At 74.3% G+C, this 16,109-nt stretch carries 10 protein-coding genes; 6 read left to right on the top strand and 4 right to left on the bottom strand.

The annotated features are described in order from the left end of the window. Nucleotides 1–173: 173 nt before the first annotated feature. Nucleotides 174–1,862 carry a serine/threonine-protein kinase gene (locus SXIN_RS19160; RefSeq protein WP_095757268.1) on the bottom strand — a complete coding sequence of 563 codons (1,689 nt, stop codon included), beginning with the start codon at nt 1,860–1,862 and terminating at the stop codon, nt 174–176. 575 nt (nt 1,863–2,437) lie between these two features. Here SXIN_RS19160 and SXIN_RS19155 point away from each other — a divergent pair. The 4 genes from SXIN_RS19155 (at nt 2,438) to SXIN_RS19140 (ending at nt 10,691) form a co-directional block, all read left to right on the top strand. Next, on the top strand, nt 2,438–6,469 hold the full coding sequence (locus tag SXIN_RS19155) for an FHA domain-containing protein (RefSeq protein WP_095757267.1): 4,032 nt from the start codon (nt 2,438–2,440) through the stop codon (nt 6,467–6,469). 478 nt (nt 6,470–6,947) lie between these two features. Further along, complete coding sequence (locus tag SXIN_RS19150) at nt 6,948–8,369, top strand: ABC transporter substrate-binding protein (RefSeq protein WP_095757266.1); 1,422 nt, start codon at nt 6,948–6,950, stop codon at nt 8,367–8,369. Between the two features lie 16 nt (nt 8,370–8,385). After that, complete coding sequence (locus tag SXIN_RS19145) at nt 8,386–9,735, top strand: carbohydrate ABC transporter permease (RefSeq protein WP_019711633.1); 1,350 nt, start codon at nt 8,386–8,388, stop codon at nt 9,733–9,735. Between the two features lie 53 nt (nt 9,736–9,788). After that, a complete protein-coding gene (locus tag SXIN_RS19140; protein WP_019711634.1) occupies nt 9,789–10,691 on the top strand; it encodes a carbohydrate ABC transporter permease in 903 nt (300 codons plus the stop codon). A gap of 88 nt (nt 10,692–10,779) precedes the next feature. Here the strand turns inward: SXIN_RS19140 and SXIN_RS19135 are convergent, their stop codons facing one another. From SXIN_RS19135 to SXIN_RS32335, 3 genes are read right to left on the bottom strand one after another with little or no spacing between them, the layout of a single operon-like run. Then, nucleotides 10,780–11,445 (bottom strand): YdcF family protein, encoded by a 666-nt coding sequence (locus tag SXIN_RS19135; protein WP_019711635.1) that lies wholly within the window; start codon nt 11,443–11,445, stop codon nt 10,780–10,782. Next, the gene (locus tag SXIN_RS19130) at nt 11,442–11,840 is read right to left on the bottom strand and encodes an ASCH domain-containing protein (RefSeq protein ID WP_019711636.1); all 399 of its coding nucleotides are present in this window, start codon (nt 11,838–11,840) and stop codon (nt 11,442–11,444) included. Before SXIN_RS19130 ends, SXIN_RS19135 begins: the two co-directional genes overlap by 4 nt. After that, on the bottom strand, nt 11,837–13,420 hold the full coding sequence (locus SXIN_RS32335) for a tetratricopeptide repeat protein (protein ID WP_019711637.1): 1,584 nt from the start codon (nt 13,418–13,420) through the stop codon (nt 11,837–11,839). The genes SXIN_RS19130 and SXIN_RS32335 overlap by 4 nt, the downstream gene beginning before the upstream one ends. 289 nt (nt 13,421–13,709) lie before the next feature. On the opposite strand from SXIN_RS32335, the gene SXIN_RS19120 reads away from it, so the two are divergent. Both SXIN_RS19120 and SXIN_RS19115 read left to right on the top strand, forming a co-directional pair. Next, nucleotides 13,710–14,195 (top strand): ATP-binding protein, encoded by a 486-nt coding sequence (locus tag SXIN_RS19120; protein WP_019711638.1) that lies wholly within the window; start codon nt 13,710–13,712, stop codon nt 14,193–14,195. Between the two features lie 128 nt (nt 14,196–14,323). Then, entirely contained in the window at nt 14,324–16,096 is a 1,773-nt protein-coding gene (locus SXIN_RS19115) for a glycosyltransferase family 2 protein (RefSeq protein WP_238153807.1), read from the top strand. The last annotated feature ends 13 nt before the right edge of the window (nt 16,097–16,109 follow it).

Raw genomic sequence — 16,109 nt, 5'->3', positions numbered from 1 at the left:
TGCTCCGACATGTCATGCCCTCCGCGCGGAGGGCAGGCGTGGGCCACCAAGCTACGCGGCCACCGGGGTGTCCGCTGCCCAGGATGGGGCCAACCATCACTTCTGCGCGGTAAATCGGGTCCCGTAAGTCGACAAGTCTCCACAGTCGTGGGGATGTCGCGGCCGGGCCGGTGTCACTGGCCGGCGCCCGGGTCGATGTCGGGGGCCTTGATGTCGGAGGTGTCCGGGAGCTGTTCGGACGCCTGGCCGAGTTCCGAGATCCAGTCGACGACCTGGCCGATGCCGTCGGTCGTCGCCTGCCAGAAGCTCTTGCCCTCCGCGACCCAGCTCTGGACCGGGGTGAACTCCCAGACGAGCCATCCCGCCAGGATGAAGACCGCGATGGTGAAGAGGCAGCCCTTGAGGCAGCCGAGCCCGGGGATCCGCATCGGGTTGGCGCCACGCGGGCGCGGCTCCCGGCGCGGCGCGGGGGCCGGCGGGGCGTACCGCTGGGGCTGCGGTTCCTGCCGGCGGCGGGGCTCCCGGCGCGGCTGGGGCCGGGGCTGCTGCTGCGGTTGCGGGGGCGGCGCGTAGGGAGCCGGCTGCTGCTGTTGCTGCGGTGCCGGGCGGCGCTGCGGGCGGCGGCGGAGCGGGTCCTCGTCCGGATCGAGGTACTGGACCTGGGTCTGCTCGTTGCGGTCGCGGGCCGCGCGCATCTGGGTCTGCCAGGGGTGCTCGCCGTCCTGGCCGTCCCCCGCGCCGGGCGGCCCCGGCGGCACCGGGGGCATCGCGCGGGTGGCGCCGGCGTGGTCCGGGCCGCCGGGCCCGCCGCCGGCGGGCAGGAAGGCCGTCTGCGCGTTGGGGTCGTACGCGCTCGCGCCGGAGGGCAGCACCTGCGTCGGGTCGGCGTCCCCGCCGCCGGCGGCTCCAGCACCGTGGCCGGCGGTGGTGCCGGGGACGGGCGCGGGCGCCGGGTCGGGCGCGAGCAGCGCGGCGACGCCGAGGGCCGCCTCGGCCTGGGCCGGGTTGGCGTGCACGCCGACGCCCGCGGCGACCGTGCGGAGGCCGCGGGCGAGGTTGACGGCGCTGGGCCGCTCGTCCGGGTTCTTCCGCAGGCAGTGCTCGATGACCGTCCAGAGCGGTTCGGGGACGGTGGTGGGGCGGCGCGGCTCCTCGCTGAGGTGCTTCTGCAGCACCTCCAGGGCCGTCTCCCCCGCGAACGGCGGGCGGCCGGTGACCAGTTCGTAGAGGAGGATGCCGCAGCCGTAGATGTCGACGGCGGAGGTCTGCGGGCGGCCCTCGGCGGACTCCGGCGCGACGTAGGCGGGGGTGCCGACGAACTCGTGGGTGCGGGTGAGACCGGGCGAGTCCGCGAGCCGGGCGATGCCGAAGTCGGTGAGCATCGGGTGCATCTCGCCGCTCGGACCGGTCGCCAGCAGGACGTTGGCGGGCTTGAGGTCGCGGTGGACGACGCCGTCGGTGTGGCTGGCGGCGAGCGCGTCGGCGATCTGCGCGGTCAGCAGGGCGGTGGCGACCGGCGTGAACGGGCCGTTCTGGCGCAGATAGCGGAAGAGGTCCGGGCCGTCGATCAGGTCCATGACGAGGGCCAGCAGATCGCCCTCGACGACGAGGTCGCGGGTGCGGACGATGTTGGGGTGGGTGAGCCGGAGCAGGACCGACCGCTCGCGCAGGAAGCGCATCACGACATCGGGGTCGTGCGCCAGCTCCTCCTTGAGGACCTTGATCGCGACGGCCTCGCCGGGATGCCCGGCCACCGCCGCCTCCGCACCCGCCGTCTCGCGCTGCCGGGCCCGCCAGACGGTGCCGGTGGCCCCGCGGCCGAGCGGCTCTTCGAGCAGATACTTACTGCCTACCGGCCGCACGTCATGCGCTCCCTACGTCCTGGTACCGGGCCTCGTTCCGCGGAGGGACTCCACGGGGCCGTTCCGCCCCACTCTAGTGCCGTGTTACGGGCGGGCGGCGGGTCCTGCGGCTGTTCTCCGGTTCCCTCCCGGTACGGACCCGGACACGCCGCGGTCCGTACCGGGAGGACGCGGCTGCCGCGCCGATGGTTGCCCGGTGTCCCCCGGTCCGGCCCGGCCCGGGGTGACGCGGGGCCGTCCGGCCCGGGCGCGGAGCCGGTGCTTCCGGGCGTGCCGGACGGAAGTCGACGGGATGTCGACCGGGATGAGGCGCAATCGGTCCTCCGGGTGACAGGGGATGGCGCCACCGAGGCCCCGTGCGGCGCTTTTTGGCCGGACAGCGATGATTCAAGATCGAATAACGGCGGTCACCGGGCAGGATGTCACCGGCAGGTGCGAGGATGCACCCACGCACGGAGGAGCGGGGGGCGGGGGCCCCGCGCTCTGTGGTGACCTGTACGTGCCGAGCGCCCGTGCACGGGCGGGGGACGGACCGGGCCCCTGCCGCGTCCGGGCGGAAGGGACCGCTGACGGCGATGCAGATCCGCTTGACCGTCCTCGGGCCGCTCAGCGGCCATGCCCCGCGTTCCTGCGATGTGCTCGTCACGGCCCCCGCCGGAACGGCGCTCGCCGCGGTGGCCGGCGGCCTCGCGGCCGCCGTGGCCGCCGTCGCGGAGCCCGGGCGCGGCGCGGAGCCCGCCGTCCCCGGCGCTTCCGGCACCCGTGCGGGCGGCGCGGCGCAGAACTCGGCCTCCGTGGTGCTGTACGCGGGCTCCGAACGGCTCGACAGCCGCCACCGCCTGCTGGGCGAACCGCCGCTCGTCGACGGCGCGGTGCTCTCCCTGCACGCCCCGGTCGAGCCCGGACTGCATCCCGGCATCGCCCAGGAGACGGCCGCGCGGGGCACCGCCCGGCTCCACGTCGTCGCCGGGCCGGACGCGGGCGGGGTCCATCTGCTGCACGGCGGGCAGATCCGGATCGGCCGCTCCGCCGACGCCGACGTCCCGCTCGACGACCCCGACGTCTCCCGGCTGCACTGCGCGGTGACGCTCTCCGGGGACGGCCTGGTGACCGTCGCGGACCTCGGCTCGACCAACGGCACCGCGGTCGACGGCGCGCCCGTGGACGGCCGGCCCCGGCCGCTGCCGCCGGGTGCCCTGCTCCGCGTCGGGGAATCGGCGCTGCGGCTGGAGTCCGCGGCGGACACGGGAGAGGACCCTCCGGCGCAGTCCCCCACCGGGCCGGGGGCGGTGCGGCGGCCGGCGGTACTGCCCGGTTCGCTCCCGGTGGCGCCGGACGGCGAGGGCCGGCTCCGGGTCGAGCTGCCCGGCAGCGTCCCAGCCGTCGCCGGTGGCCGGGTCCGCACCGCGGCCCAGGCCCCGGAGGCCGCCCGGGACGCGACCCCGGCTTCCGGTACCGCGGTTCCGGGCGGGCCCGCGCACGGCGGTCCGTACGGCCGGGGCGGCGAGCACGCACCAGCCGGCGAGGGGCCGGGCGGGCACGGGGCGTGTGAACAGCACGGCGGCCCCGGGGAGCCGGGGTACGCGGAACACGGGCGCGGTGAGCCCGGATACGGCGAATCCGGGTACAGCGGCGCCGGGTACCGCCCGCAGGAGCCGCCCGGCCGGGCGCGGCTGCCCGGACAGCGGGGCCCCGGCGGGGAGCCGGGCCCGTACCTGCCCGGCGAGCGCCCGGACGGCCCCCGGGACCACACGGTGACCGGCCACGGCGACGTCCCCGACCCGTACGGGCGCCCCGCGGGCGAGACCCGCGCCGCCCGGGGCAGCGGCGCCTTCCGCGGCCCCGGCCCCGGCTCCGGCGACGCCGGATCCCCGTGGCCGCCCGGCGCGCCCGCGCCCGGTCCGGTCCGGCCCGGCGCCTCCGCCGGGGCGCCGCCCGCGGACGGATACGGCGCCGGCCGTCCCGGTGCGCGGCCCGGCGAGGGCGGCGAGGCGGACCGCCGCGCCGCGCGCCGCGGCCGCGGCATAGGAGCCTGGGCCCGCCGCCTGGCCGGCGGCCGCGCCGAGGACGAGCCCGCCGGGCCCGGCCGTCCGGCCGGCGCCTTCGGTCCGTCCGCCGCCGCTGCCGCCGCGCTGCACCGGCGCTGGCCCGACCCCTCCGAGATCCTGCTCACCGCCCTGGGCCCCGGTCCACGGCTGTGGGAACGCGGCCCCGGACACCCCGACGCCCTGGTGGTGCGGCTCGGCACGGCCGACCGCGCGGGGGTGCCCTCCTTCCCCGTCACCGTCGGGCTGCGGCAGGCCGGTTCGCTGGGCCTGGCCGGTCCGCGGGCGCGGCTGGCCGGGCTGGCCCGGTCCGTCGTCGCGCAGCTCGCCGCGCTGCACTCCCCCGCCACCCTGGAGATCGTCCTGATCAGCGCCGACCCGGCGCGGGACCTGCGGGACCGGATGGCCGACTGGGCCTGGCTCGGCTGGCTGCCGCAGCTGCGTCCGGCCCACGGCCAGGACTGCCGCCTGCTGCTCGCCTACGACGCCGAGCAGGCCGCCGCCCGGATCGCGGAGCTGTCCCGCCAGGTGGAGGAGGCCCCGCTCACCGCGGCGGCCGGACACGGCACCGGCGGCACGGCGGCCCGGGGCGACGGCTCGTACACCGTGGTGGTCCTGGACGGCGATCCCGGCTCCCCGGAGCTGCGGGGGGCCACGGCCCGGCTGGCGTGCGCCGGTCCGGCCGCCGGGGTCCATCTCCTCTGCGCGGTGGAGACCCCGGCCGCCTCCCCCGCGGCTCCGCTGCTCGCCAACTTCGAGACGGCCCGCGCGGTGTCCCCGGCCTTCGGGGAGTGCGGCGCGGTGGCGATGCTGAGCGGTGAGGTGGCCACGGCGCTCCGGCTGATACACCTTCCCGCCGACCGGCGCGGGGCGCACGGACCGGGAGGCCCGGCCGCACCCGCCGCGGACCCCGCCCCGGCCGCGTACGGCGGCCACGGGGCGCACGGCCACGCCACCCCGTACGGCACGGCGGGGCCCGCCGCCGGGCCCGGCGGCCCGCCCTCCGGCGACCCGGCGGACACCCATGGCGTCTCGTCCCGCGCGGTGCCGGTGGAGCGCGCCCCGGGCGGTCGCCGTCCCGGGGTGCCGGACAACGGCACGGCCGCGGTCGCCGACGCCGTGTCCAGCGCCTGGGCCGAGCGGTTCGCCCGGTCGCTCGCGCCGCTGCGGCTGCCGGACACCGGGGTGGGGGCACACGGTCCGGGCGGATCGCGGCGGGTGGCGGTGACGCTGCCGCGTGCCGCGCGGCTGCTGGACGAGCTGGGGCTGGCCCGCGCCACCCCCGCCTCGCTGACGGCCCGTTGGGCCGCCGCGGCCGACCCCGGGACTCCGCCGGGCGGGCGGCTCTGCGCGGTGCTCGGCGCGGGGCCGCACGGCCCGCTCACCGTGGACGTGGCGGCCGAGGGCCCGCATCTGCTGGTCGAGGGCGGCGCGGGAAGCGGCAAGACCGAGCTGCTGCGGTCGCTGGCCGCCTCCCTGGCGGCGGCCGACCGGCCCGACCGGCTGGCGATGGCGCTGGTGGACGGCGGCGGGCTGCGCTCCCCGCAGCCGGAGGCCCGCGGCGAGGGCCTCCGGGCCTGCACGGACCTCCCGCATGTGACGACGTATGTGACCGGCGTCGACCCGGTGCGGATGCGGGCCTTCGCCCAGGCGCTCAGCTCGGAGCTGAAACGGCGGGCCGAACTCCTGGACGGGCTGGACTTCTCCGCGTGGCACACCCGGTGGGCGGGCCGTGCGGAGCGGCCGGCGCGGCGTGCGGCGGAGCGCCCGGGCGGCGACCGGCGGAGCGGTGATCTGGAGCCGGAGTCCGGCGGCACGCTGAAGCTCCGGATCCGCGGCGGCGGCCGTCCCGGGGAAGGCGGCGCTCCGGCCCCGGGCGCCAACCCGGCCGGACCGCACGGGAGTTCCCCCGGTGGCGCCCCGGGAGGCACCGGCGCGGCACCCGCCGGTACGGTGCCGGCCCCGGCCGGGAGCGCGCGGAACGGCGCGGCCGCCGGGGCGGAGCCGGAGGCCCGGGCGGCGGCCGGTCCGGAGGCGCTGCCCCGGCTGGTGGTCCTCGTCGACGACTTCGACGCCCTGCTGTCCCCCGCGCTCGGCAGCACCGGCCGCCCGGCGGCCGGCTCGGTGGTGCGGGCGCTGGAGGCGGTGGCCCGGGAGGGTGCCCGGCTCGGGGTCCACCTGATCGCGGCGACCGGCCATCCGGAGCGCACGGCCGGCACCGCGGCGGCGGAGGCCGCCGGGGTGCGGGTCTCCCTGGAGGTGCTGCCCGCCGTGACCGACGGGCCGGAGAAGGCCGGGGCGACGGCGGGGCGCGGCCGGCTGACCGGCCCCGACGGCTCGGCCGTCTGGTTCCAGGCGGGCCGGGTCACCGGCCGCATCCCGCGGACGGCCACCCAGCGTCCGACGGTGGTGCCGCTCGACTGGGAGCGCATGGGCGACCCTCCGACGCGCCGCCCGCTCCGCGAACTGGGCAACGGGCCGACCGACCTGGCGCTGCTGGCCAGTGCGCTGCAGCGGGCGGCCGAGTCCGCCGACGCGGCTCCGGCTCCGCCCCTGGTCTGACGGGGCCGGGGTCCGCCGCGGCCCCGCCCTCGGCGCGGGAGCGGCGGGCCGGGGCCGGTGCGGACCAGCGCGGGCGCGGGGCGCGCCCGGCCCCGTACACACCCCGCCGGCCGCCCCCGGGTGTCTGCCGCCGGCGCGCCCTGCCCGGGCCGCGGTCCACCCGCTCGCCCCCGGGAACCGTTCAGCGCGCGAAAGGGGTCGGGTACCCCGCGACCGCCCTGCCCGAACGGGTTTCCGGGTGCCGTCCCCTACGCGGCGTTCAACAAGTCTGACTGCCCATCACGGCCCGGTCACAATCGGTCAGTTGATCATCGTCCCGGTATTGCGACCGCTCTCCTCCGGGGCATAGGACTGTCGCACAGTACGTACGGGACGAGCCCCGTGCGGTCGTCCGCCGGGCGGGCGCCGCACACGGGCCGGCCCCCTCACGGGGGTTCACGGGTGGGGCCCAGGCGGGACCCAGGAGAGGTCGGGCACGATGCGCACAACTCTCACCACCGCGAACGGAGCGGCACGCGGAGCGCGCTCCGCAGGCAGTCACACACGACGTACCACACGGGCCGTGCTGGCCGCCGTCACCGCGAGCGCGCTCGCGCTCACCGCCGCGGGCTGCGGCGGAGGCGGAGACGACGGGAAGGAGGGCGAGAGCGGAGGTGAGGGCAAGAGCGCCGTCACCGTCGACCTTCCGAAGCTCACGGGGGAGAAGCTCCAGGTGGCCGCCGTCTGGACGGGCGCGGAGCAGAAGAACTTCAAGGCCGTGCTGGACGAGTTCGAGAAGCGGACCGGCGCCGAGGTCTCGTTCGTCCCGACCGGCGACTCCATCTCCACCTTCCTCGGCACGAAGATCGAGGGAGGCCAGCCGCCGGACATCGCACTGCTCCCGCAGGTCGGCGCGCTCAAGCAGTTCGCGTCCCAGGGCGAGCTGAAGCCGGCCGGTGAGGAGGTGCAGGAACAGCTGGAGAAGAACTTCTCGCAGGGCTGGCGCGATCTCGGCGCCCACGAGGGCAAGCAGTACGGCGTCTACTTCAAGGCCGCCAACAAGTCCCTCATCTGGTACAACACCGCGGCCTTCGAGAACGCGGGCGTGGAGGAGCCCGCGACCTGGGACGACTTCCTCCAGACCGCCCGCACCATCTCCGACTCCGGGGTGGCGCCGGTCTCCGTCGGCGGCGCGGACGGCTGGACGCTCACCGACTGGTTCGAGAACGTCTACCTCTCCCAGGCGGGGCCGGAGAAGTACGACCAGCTCGCCGAACACGAGATCAAGTGGACCGACCCCTCCGTCAAGGAGGCGCTGGAGACCCTCGGCGAGCTGTTCGGCGACAAGACGCTGATCGCGGGCGGCCAGGAGGGAGCGCTGCAGACCGAGTTCCCGAAGTCCGTCACCCAGACCTTCGCCGGCGGTGACGCGCCGGAGGCCGCCATGGTCTTCGAGGGCGACTTCGTGGCCGTCAACATCTCCTCGGACACCGAGGCGGAGATCGGCACCGACGCCAAGGTCTTCCCGTTCCCGGCCGTGGGCGAGGAATCCCCGGTGGTCAGCGCCGGTGACGTGGCCGTCGCGCTCAAGGACGGCAAGGGCCCGCAGGCCCTGCTGACCTTCCTCGCCTCCACGGACGCCGCCGAGATCTGGGCCAAGGCCGGCGGCTTCATCTCGCCCAACAAGGAACTGGACCTCAAGGCCTACCCGGACGACGTCCAGCGGGACATCGCCAAGGCCCTCGTCGACGCGGGTGACGACTTCCGCTTCGACATGTCCGACCAGGCGCCGGCCTCCTTCGGCGGCACCAAGGGCGAGGGCGAGTGGAAGGCGCTCCAGGACTTCCTCAAGAACCCCGACGACGTGGCCGGTGCCCAGAAGCGGCTGGAAGCGGAAGCCGCCAAGGCCTACAAGAACTGACGGGCGGCCGCGACCGATGACGACAGCGACCGCGGGGGGCGCCGCCACACCCGGCGCCCCGCCCCCCGTCACCAAGAAGGGCGTGGCCGGCACCCGGGCCTGGATCGCGGCGTGCTTCCTGCTGCCCGCGCTCGTGCTGCTGGGCGCGCTCGTGGTCTACCCCATCGGGTACTCCGTGGTGCGGAGCTTCTTCGACACGGAGGGCACCGGCTTCGTCGGCCTGGACAACTACGGCGAGCTGTTCTCCGACCCCGGCACCCGCACCGCGCTGAAGAACAACCTGGTCTGGGTGATCGTGGCCCCGGCCGTCTCCACGGCGCTCGGCCTCATCTACGCCGTGCTGACGGAGCGGGTCCGCTGGGGCACCGCCTTCAAGATGATCGTCTTCATGCCGATGGCGATCTCCATGCTGGCGGCGGGCATCATCTTCACGCTCGTCTACCAGCAGGACCCGGAGCGCGGGGTCGCCAACGCCGTGTGGACGGGCATCCACGACACCTTCTCCGAGTCCTCCGCCTATCCCGGCGCCCGGCCGCGGCCGAACACGGGCATCGAGAAGACGGCCGGCGGCTCCTTCACCACCGAGGAGACCGTACGGGCCGGGGACCCGGCCGGGCTGCCGCTGGTCGGCATCCCCCCGGCCGGGATACCGAAGGACGCGGCGGAGGCCGTGGCCGCCGAGCCGGACGGGGACAAGGTCACCGGCACCGTCTGGCTCGACTTCACGCCCGGCGGTGGCGGCGAGGCCGGGGTGATCGACCGCGGCGAGAAGGCCCTGGCCGGGGTGAAGGTCGAGGCGGTCCGGGACGGCGAGGTCGTCGCGAGCGCCGAGTCCGGCGAGGACGGGACGTACAGCCTGCCCGCGAGCGCGGCCGGGGCCCAGCTGCGGCTGCCCGGCTCGAACTTCACCGAGGCGTACAACGGCATCAACTGGCTCGGCCCCAACCTCGTCACCCCCGCCATCATCGGCAGCTACATCTGGATGTGGGCCGGCTTCGCGATGGTCCTCATCGGGGCGGGGCTGGCGAGCGTGCCACGCGAGCTGATGGAGGCGGCCCGGGTGGACGGGGCCAACGAGTGGCAGGTCTTCCGCAAGGTGACGGTGCCACTGCTGGCACCGGTGCTGGCGGTGGTGACCGTCACGCTGATGATCAACGTGCTGAAGATCTTCGACCTCGTCTACATCCTGGCGCCGGGGGCCACCCAGAACGACGCCAACGTCCTCGCCCTCCAGCTGTACCTGCTGTCCTTCGGCACCGACGCCGAACAGGGCGTCGGCAGCGCGATCGCCGTGGTCCTGCTGTTGCTGGTGGTACCGGTGATGGCCTTCAACATCCGCCGCATGCGAAGGGAGCGACGCCCGTGAGCGCCTCGACGGATACGGGCCCCGGGGGCTCGGCGGAGCGGAGCGGTCCGGCGGTGGCGAAGACGGGAAGCGTGCCGGGCCCGTCCGGCCCGCCCGGTCCGGCCAGGCCCTCGATCGTCGCGCGGCTGGCGGCCCGTACCAGCGGCGGGCTCGTGCAGGCCGTCCTGCTGGTGATCGCCCTGTTCTGGCTGACGCCGACGATCGGCCTGCTGGTCTCCTCGCTCCGCGAGACCTCGGACATCGCCACCAGCGGCTGGTGGACGGTCTTCACCGAGCCCGCGCAGCTGACCGTGGACAACTACGCCAACCTGCTCGGCAACGACGACATCACCACCTCGCTGTGGACGACCGTGGCGATCACGGTGCCGTCCACGGTGCTCGTCATCGTCATCGGCGCCCTGGCCGGCTACGCCTTCGCCTGGCTGGACTTCCCGGGCCGCGACTGGGTGTTCATGGTGGTCGTGGGGCTGCTGGTGGTGCCGGTGCAGGTGGCGCTGATCCCGGTGTCGAAGCTCTTCAACAGCCTCGGAATCTTCCAGACACTGGCGGGCGTGGTCTTCTTCCACGTCGCCTTCGGCCTGCCGTTCGCCGTCTTCCTGCTGCGGAACTTCTTCGCGGAGATCCCGCGCGAACTGCTGGAGGCGGCACGGCTGGACGGAGCGGGCGAGATCCGGCTCTTCACCCGGGTCGTGCTGCCGCTGGGCGGCCCGGCGATCGCCTCGCTGGGCATCTTCCAGTTCCTCTGGGTCTGGAACGACATGCTGGTGGCGCTGATCTTCGCCGACCCGGGTTCGCCGCCGGTCACCGTGGCGCTCCAGCAGCAGGTACGCCAGTTCGGCAACAACATCGACGTCCTGGCGTCGGGAGCCTTCGTCTCGATGGTGATCCCGCTGGCGGTCTTCTTCGCCTTCCAGCGCCAGTTCGTCAACGGAGTGATGGCGGGCGCCGTCAAGTAACGGCGCTCGCTCCGCACGCCGCAGTGGGTACTGGCCGCTCCGGTACCCACTGCGGAGGCGGGCCCGCGGGCCGTCCGCGGGCGGGAGCTCAGTGGATGAGGCGGCCGGTGAAACCGTCGCGGATGAGCGACTCGAAAGCGGCACGCGCGTCCCCCGGGACGTGCTGTTCGATGGCGAAGCCGAGCCCGGGATACTCGATCACCCGCTGGAGGTCACCGACGAGTTGGTCGGTGACGAGCTTCTCGTCACCAATGCTCTTGAGGTAGTCGTCGAACTCCAGTGGCTCCGAGGCACAGATCACGTCAGCCTCCGGCCACAGTTTGCGCGCGGTGGCGAAGGAGCGCCGCTCCATATACGGCATGGAGATCAGCATCACCCTCTTCACCGTGACCCCGGCGCCGGACAGGGCCTCGCGGGAAAAGGTGATGTTCTGGCCGGTGTTGCGGGCCTTGGGCTCCACCAGGATCGCCTCATCGGGGACGCCCAGTTCGATGGCGTGCTCCCGGAAGTGGACGGCCTCACCGCGGGGGAACCGCTCCGGGACGGTGGGATTGGGGCCGCCGGTGAAGACCAGGATCGGGAAGAGCCCGGCGCGATACAGACGGGCACAGTACGCGGGTACACCAAGGTCGTGGCTGCCCAGCCCGATCGCGGCATCGACCGGCCGGACCTGGTGGTGCATCTGGTGATAGGCCCAGAGCAACTCGGCCTGCTGCCGCTGGTCCTCGGTGAGCGTCCGCTGGTCGTCCGTCACGCTGTGTCTCCCTGGTCACCGTCGCCGGGGGCGGGCTGTCCCGCCCGGGTACGGGCGAGGTGAACGGCGAAGACGCCGAGGGCTTCCTTATCGGGCGGGTAGATGTCCCGGATCGCGGTGAGGAGCTGGTCGCGGGTCATGCCGGGTCCGCCGATCACGGCCGGGTCCTCGGCGTCCAGCATCGCAGTGAAGGAGTTGTATTCCTTCACCGCGGTGACGCGGGTGGTCAGCGCCTGGTCCGCGCACGTGATGCGCAGCATGTCCCCGGCGGTGATCCTGCGGATCTTGGGATAGCCGACGCGCACCTCGATGGTCTTGGCGCCCGACGCGATGAGGTCGAAGTAGGGCTTCCGAATGCTGAGGGAATACTCGGCAGGCTGGTACAGGCCGGTCACGTGACACCTTCTTCGGGTTCGTGTGCTGGGGCTGCGGTGACGGCGCAAGCGGCAGCGCCGACTGCCACCAGCCGTTCACGCAAAGTCTCGACGGCCTCCCGGCCGGGATGGCGGCGGGCCAGGAACGCGGTCAAGTCGCCGGCCCGGTGGCGGACGGAGTCGACCACGCGGGTGGAGTCGAGGGCTTGGTGACCGAGAGCGACGGCGGCGTCGGAGTCACCGAGGAGGGCATGGGCGAGGGCGAGGTCGATGCGGGCGATGGCTTCGCGGCTCGGGGACCGGGAGGCCTCAGGCGCCGACTCGTAGGTTGCCAGAGCCTGTTCAGCGTACTGCCGGGCCTGTTCGGCCTGACCGAGCCAGATGAACGAGGTCGCTGAGTAGGAGGTCAGCGCATAGTCCGCCAGGGGCAGCACGTCCAGGCCGAAGCGGCGGGGTGACCGCGGCGGCAGAATCCCATAGGCGTCCTCGGCTGCTCGGAAAGCGGTGGTGAAGCCGTCCGCGTCACCGTCGGCGGCGGCAGCGCGTGCGGCCTGGGCATGGAGCCGCACGGTCAGCGGATGGGGTACCGCTGCTTCGCTGAGACCCTTAAGGGCAGCGTTGCGCGCCTTTCCGGGCCTCTGTTCATACAGGTTGATGGAGGCGGCGGCGTCCATCGCCCATGCACACAGCCGGCCGTGGCCGGCTTGCTGTCCGTGGACGAACGCGTCGGTGGCGAAGGCCAGACCGGTGCGGGCGTCTCCGAGGTCGTGGGCGAGCCAGGCCAAGAGCTCGGACAGCCAGCCGGCGAACGTCAGCAGTTCACGTTCCTGTTGGTGGGTGTGTCGGCCCGCGAGGAGAGCGGCGACCTTGCGCCGGTAGTCCATCACCGCATCGAAAACCGCCTTGGGCGGCTTCAGGGAGTACGCGCGGTTGAACTCGGTGACAGCAAGGTCGAGGTGATCCAGAGTTCCCGAGCCGAGTGAGGTCGCCTCGGCCTGGCGGGTGAACTCCATGGCCTCAGCGGCGGCCTGATCAAGAATCCTTGCTGCGGCGGCCGGGGAGGCCATGGCCAGTCCGGCGAGTTTCACCGCGTCGCGTCGCTTCGTTGCCTCCACCTCCGTGAAGGTCCACGGGTCTGCACCCGCTTGGGCTGCTTCCCTCTCGGAGAGTGTTCCATCCGGGCCATGCCCCCTCCAGAGCGGACTGGATCCATCCGCCGCAGGTGCGGGTGAGTAGTCGTGGGCGAACCCCAACTCGACGGGGCCGGTGGCGAACAAACGGCACAGCAGATCCTGGTAGTCGGGGCTGGGCAGTCGGCCGGCCTCCCAGTCCTTCCAGGAGCGTTCGGAGAGGCCCACCTTGGCCAAGCACTCCTCCTCAACCAACTGGTGGGCAGCGGCGACGGCCTGGGCGACCGTCCAGCCCATGGCCAGGCGGCGGCATTTGAGACGGCGGTGGCCGCAGTGGGCCTCGATCTCGGCAGCCACCTGCGCGGCCAGGGCTTGCGGCATGAAATCGGGGGACCCGGCCCGACCCAGGATCCGCTCGCGCAGTGATCTGCCGCACGACACGTCGTGGACCGCCCTGGGCTGCTGTCTCACTTGGGATCTCACCGGTCGACTCCCCCTCGGGCACAAGGCGGCGTCAGGTCGGTCCGCCTGTGATGGCCAACGAGTTCGGGCTTGCCACGGCACGCCATGAGACTCTCCGCCATGGGCGGACCGACCGCCCACTGGGGGTCGTCGAACCCGCCCATTGAGGGCGGGCACCTCTCACTACCTGCAACAACGCGGGCGGATCAGCCTTGATCCCGGTGCCACGTCCGGCGGACGGCACCAGCCGCGTCCACCACCGCGGCGCGGACCCTGACCCCGAAAGCGAGATCCGGCCATGTCCGAACTGAGGACACAGAAGTATTTTGACGCCAGGCCCCAGTCCGTAGGCCTGGCACGCGAGTTCACCACCGCGACCTTGTCGTCCTGGGGACTGGACGAGCTCTCGGACGATGTCCGGCTCTGCGTCTCCGAATTGGCCACCAACGCGCTCGTCCATGGAACGGAGCCCGGACGCGGCTTCCTCGTCATCCTGAGCAACGATGACAATGTCGTACACCTTGAAGTGCACGACAGCCGCAGCCTTCGCCGCGACAGCCACCGGCCGCACGTCCACCACCCGGACCCGGCGGACGCCTCCGGCCGCGGGCTGTTGCTCGTGGAGATGCTCACCGATGCCTGGGGAGTCGAGAGCCGCCAACCGTTCGGCAAGATCGTCTGGTCGCGTTTCAAGGCCGTCGCCGCCACCCGGGAAGCAGCATGCTCGCCGGCGCCGCCCGCCGTACCATCCGGCCACCTCCCCTCTCTCCAGGGTCCGCACTGACCCATGTGAGGGAACCTCGGCCGGTCCCCAGCCATCAGTCCCGAACGCGCGCCCCGAAGGCCCGGCGACGAGCCGCCATCGGCCGCGCTCGGGCCGGATCTGCCACCACGGCGGATAACTTTGTCCTCATGGATGCCGATATGCCACCGCCGGTGGAGGCCGCGCAGATCAGCGTGATCGTCATCGGCTACAACGACGCGGCGCACATCAGGACGGCGGTCCGCTCGGCCCTCGGCCAGGGCCCCGCCGTCCGTGAGGTGATCGCCGTGGACGACGCCTCCACCGACGCCACCGGTGCCCTGCTCGACCGGATGGCGGCTCACGAGCCCCGGCTGCGGGTGCGGCACCGGACCGTCAACAGCGGCGGCTGCGGCAGCCCCCGCAACGACGGGCTGCGGCAGGCCACCGCCCCGTACGTGATGTTCCTCGACAGCGACGACGTGCTGCCGCCCGGCGCCGCCGACGCTCTCCTCAAGGCCGCCCTCCGGCACGCGGCGCCGGTCGTCGCGGGCGCCTGCCTCCGGCGCGAACTGCCGCTGCGGCGCGACACCCGCTGGCAGCGCGCTCTCTACCTGGCCGAGGCGGTCCACGACGCGCCGGAGCTGCAGCCGCGCCTGGTCCGCGACACCCTCTGTGTCAACAAGCTGTACGACCGGTCCTTCCTCGCCGCGCACGGCATCACCTTCCCCGAAGGCCCGTTCCGCTACGAGGACTTCGTCTTCACCGCCCGGGTGCTGGCCGCCCGCCCCCGGATCGCCGTCATCCCCGACACCGTCTACATCTGGCACGTCCGCCGCACCGCCGCCCGGCCCTCGATCTCGCTGGACCGCAGCCGGGTGGACGGCTGGCGGGCCCGGCTGACGGCGCACCGGCTGGCCGTGGACACCCTGCAACTGGCCGGGCAGCGGCGGCTGGCCCACGCCGCCCGGGTGAAGTTCCTCGACCACGACCTGCGGATATACCTGCGGGAACTGGGCCGGCGCGACGAGGACCACCGGCTCGCCTGGTGGGACCTCACCCGGGAGCATCTGGAGTCGTTCGGCGAGGAGGACCTGCTCGCCGCCCGCGCGCCCGCGCGGTGGAGCGCCCGGGTCATCGCGGCCGCCGATCACCCCCGCGACGTGGAGCGGCTGGCCGGGCTGGCCGTCCACCCGGCCCGGCTGCTGCCCCCGTACGCGCGGGTCAACGGCCGGCCGGTGTGGGCGATCGACCTGCCGGCCGTCCTGCTCGACCGGGTGGACGAGACACCGCTGCACCGGCTGCCGGTGACCGTCGACGGCACGCTCCGCGCGCACGAGCGCGGCACCGGCGGCAGAGGCCGCGGCGGCGGGAACGGAAGCGGAAGCGGTGTCCGGAGCGGGGACGGGAGCACCGGTGGCAGCGGTGCGGCGGCGGGCGCCCTCGGCCTCACCCGGCCCCGGCTGCGGCTCGTCCTGCGCGTCCACGAGCTGTACGGACGGCTGATGGCCGCCGGGGGCCCGGTCACCGTGGACGTCGAGCTGCGCCACCGCGACGACGGCCGCCTGGGGCTGGCCCGGAACGCCGTCCTCACCCGGGACGACACCGCGGCCCCGTCCTGGACGGCCGAGGTCCTGCTCGGCCTGGACACCCCGGGCACCGCCGGACCGGCCGCCCCCGCCGGCGGGCGCGGCGGAGCGCCGGAGATCTGGGACGTCCGGGTCAGGATCCACTGTGCCGACGGCGGTTCGCTCTACACCGGCGTGCGGGCCGCCGGTCCGCTGCCGCGCCGCGGGGTGGCGGCCGGCCGGAACGGTCTGCTGCTGGTGCACCCGTTCGAGGCGGCGGGCGGCTCACTCGCGCTGCGGGTGGCGCGCGGGCCGCGCAGCGCGCTCCGTATCGCCGGCCGGGCGCTGCGGCGTGGGCTGGTCGAGCGGTGGTGAGTCCCGCCCCGCT

It is taken from the genome of Streptomyces xinghaiensis S187, from assembly GCF_000220705.2.
In the GTDB taxonomy this organism is placed as follows: domain Bacteria; phylum Actinomycetota; class Actinomycetes; order Streptomycetales; family Streptomycetaceae; genus Streptomyces; species Streptomyces xinghaiensis.
This window is presented reverse-complemented; position numbering and strand designations above follow the sequence as displayed.

Coding starts and splice junctions, on each gene's coding strand:
- SXIN_RS19115 (WP_238153807.1), top strand. CDS start 14,324: ATGGATGCCGATATGCCACCGCCGGTGGAGGCCGCGCAGATCAGCGTG.
- SXIN_RS19120 (WP_019711638.1), top strand. CDS start 13,710: ATGTCCGAACTGAGGACACAGAAGTATTTTGACGCCAGGCCCCAGTCC.
- SXIN_RS19155 (WP_095757267.1), top strand. CDS start 2,438: ATGCAGATCCGCTTGACCGTCCTCGGGCCGCTCAGCGGCCATGCCCCG.
- SXIN_RS19145 (WP_019711633.1), top strand. CDS start 8,386: ATGACGACAGCGACCGCGGGGGGCGCCGCCACACCCGGCGCCCCGCCC.
- SXIN_RS19150 (WP_095757266.1), top strand. CDS start 6,948: ATGCGCACAACTCTCACCACCGCGAACGGAGCGGCACGCGGAGCGCGC.